2 protein-coding genes and 2 pseudogenes are annotated in these 2,410 nt (G+C 61.7%); all 4 read right to left on the reverse strand.

Annotated features, from left to right (window positions below):
* Nucleotides 1–275, reverse strand: a pseudogene (locus WBB85_RS06385) (purine-nucleoside phosphorylase); the annotation flags it as partial.
* Nucleotides 276–340: 65 nt separating this feature from the next.
* Nucleotides 341–1,252: a pirin family protein gene (locus WBB85_RS06390; protein WP_432637792.1), complete on the reverse strand. Its 912-nt coding sequence runs from the start codon at nucleotides 1,250–1,252 to the stop codon at nucleotides 341–343.
* 97 nt (nucleotides 1,253–1,349) lie between these two features.
* Nucleotides 1,350–2,075 carry a maleate cis-trans isomerase family protein gene (locus WBB85_RS06395; protein ID WP_432637793.1) on the reverse strand — a complete coding sequence of 242 codons (726 nt, stop codon included), beginning with the start codon at nucleotides 2,073–2,075 and terminating at the stop codon, nucleotides 1,350–1,352.
* Nucleotides 2,076–2,171: 96 nt separating this feature from the next.
* Nucleotides 2,172–2,410 (reverse strand): annotated as a pseudogene (locus WBB85_RS06400) (protein meaA); the annotation flags it as partial.

The following is a 2,410-nucleotide window of genomic DNA, read 5'->3' on the forward strand; positions in this document are numbered from 1 at the left end:
CCGCAGGACCCGATTCGGATCAGCGTCTGCGCGCCATAGTCCTTGATGAGCTCATTGACGTAGATCGACAGCGACGGCATTCCCATGCCCGACCCCTGAACGGTGACAGGGCGGCCCTTGTAGCTGCCGGTATAGCCCAGCATGCCGCGCACCTCGTTCACCAGTCTGGGTTTGTCGAGGAAGGTTTCCGCCGCCCATTTCGCGCGATAGGGATCGCCGGGTAAAAGGACGGTTTCAGCGATTTCGCCTGTCTTGGCTCCGATATGAACGGTCATGGCACACCCCTTTGCGGTTTCCGGCGACTATAGCGCCCGAAACCGCGAAGGGCAGGGGAAATGCGTCAGTGCTGGCTGCGGATGAAGGTGCCGTTCTGCAGATCCTGCATGGCTTGCCGCAGTTCGGCCTGCGTGTTCATCACAATGGGCCCATGCCAGGCCACAGGCTCTTCAAGCGGGCGCCCCGAGATCAGCAGGAACCGGATGCCCTCCGGCCCGGCCTGAACGGTCACCTCATCGCCGGTATCAAAGCGCACCAGCGTGCGGTTGCCGGTCATGTCGCGGATGTTCAGTTCCTGGCCGTCGAATTCCTTTTCCACTCTGACCCCTTCGGGGCGCGAGGCGTCCCGGAAGCTGCCGGAGCCGGCAAAGACATAGGCAAAGGCATTGGCATAGGTGTCGACCGGAAGGCTCTTGCGGGTATTGGGCGGCACCGAGACATCCAGATACATCGGCTCGGCGGCAATCCCGTCTACGGGTCCGGATGTGCCCCAGAAACTGCCCGTGATGATCTTTACCTTGGTGCCGTCGTCGTCCGTAATTTCGGGAATGTCGCTGCCCTGAATGTCCTGATAGCGCGGCGCGGTCATTTTCAGGCCGGAAGGCAGGTTGGCCCACAGCTGAAATCCGTGCATTTGCCCGGCCTTGTTCCCGCGCGGCATTTCCTGATGCATGATGCCTGATCCGGCTGTCATCCACTGCACCGCCCCGGCGCCAAGGGTGCCGCGATTGCCCAGAGAGTCGCCGTGATCGACCTCTCCGGCCAAGACATATGTGATCGTCTCGATGCCGCGATGCGGGTGCCACGGGAAGCCCTTGGAAAATCGGCTGGGGTCGTCGTTGCGGAAATCGTCGAACAACAGGAACGGGTCCGATTCCTTCGGCTCGCGGAAGCCGAACGCGCGATAAAGATGCACGCCGGCGCCTTCCAGCGTCGGCTGGGCGGCGGAAATGGATTTGACAGGGCGGAAGGTCATCGAAGCTCTCCATATCTTTGCCAGCAATATGGAGCGAACCGGCGCGAATAAAAGCCCCCGTCGCGAACAACCCTTGTGCATTCAGGCAGGAGTGGCGCTAGAATTCCGACAAAAGGCTGCCGTAGCCGGTGAACTGATCCCGAATCCCGGCCCGGCGCAGAGTGTCCCAGAACATCGCCTGATTGGAACAGATTGCGGGCTTGCCCAGTCGCTTTTCCAGATCGCCGATGACATCGAGCGTACGAAGCGCCCCGCAGCTGACGAAAACCGCGTCGGCATCGGGCGTATCGACCGAAGCGGCGTAGTCGAGCAGGAAGTCGGGCCTGACGCGGATCATGTCGCTGTCTTTCTCAAGGTTGAGACCCTTGATGTTCGTGACGGTGAAGCCGGCGTTTTCGAGATAGGTGACCTCGCGCTGGTTGATTTCGTCGAGATAGGGCGTGGCGATCGCGATGCGTTTCAGCTTCATTGCGCGCAAGGCGCCGATGACGCCCGAGATCAGCGACGTTGGCCGGGCGCCCGGTGCGCCCTTGGACAATTCAGCGAAAACGCGGTCTTCGCCGATCACGAGACTTCCGGAGGTGCAGGCGTAACAGATGACATCGAGACTGCCGTCGGGCAGCAGTGTCGAAGCCGCCCGCGCGAGGTCATCGGCCTGCGCTGACAGGCTTTCGACCGTGATGCTGTCGGGGTTTGCCGCGCGGGTGAAATGCATGCCGACCCCTTCGGGGCAAAGCCGCATCATGTCATCCTCGATGGTCTGTTCGGTGGCGAGCAGGACAAAGCCGATCTTGGCGCGGTTATGAACGCCATCGTCGAACATGGTCTTATCGGTGCTGGCGGAACCGGGAACGGATATCGTCAAAGGCCTGCCCTCACGCTGTGTCGGGCCAAACCTATCGCGCGCGGGGCGGGGCGTCTATTCCGCTGCGACCGCCTGCGTGTCCACCAGCGCCACGATATCGAACATGATGCGGTTCAGTTCGAAATCCTTGGGCGTATAGACCCGGGCCACGCCCATCTCTGTCAGACGCGCCGCATCTTCATCCGGGATGATGCCGCCGACGACGACGGGAATATGGCCAAGCCCAGCGGCGCGCATCCGCTCCATCACTTCGGCGATCAGCGGCAGGTGCGAGCCGGAAAGGATCGAAAGGC

This window comes from Albidovulum sp., assembly GCF_049646345.1.
Classification (GTDB): domain Bacteria; phylum Pseudomonadota; class Alphaproteobacteria; order Rhodobacterales; family Rhodobacteraceae; genus Albidovulum.

Excerpts from the sequence above, each read along its gene's own strand:
- WBB85_RS06395 (WP_432637793.1), bottom strand. The coding sequence starts at position 2,075 with ATGTTCGACGATGGCGTTCATAACCGCGCCAAGATCGGCTTTGTCCTG.
- WBB85_RS06390 (WP_432637792.1), bottom strand. The coding sequence starts at position 1,252 with ATGACCTTCCGCCCTGTCAAATCCATTTCCGCCGCCCAGCCGACGCTG.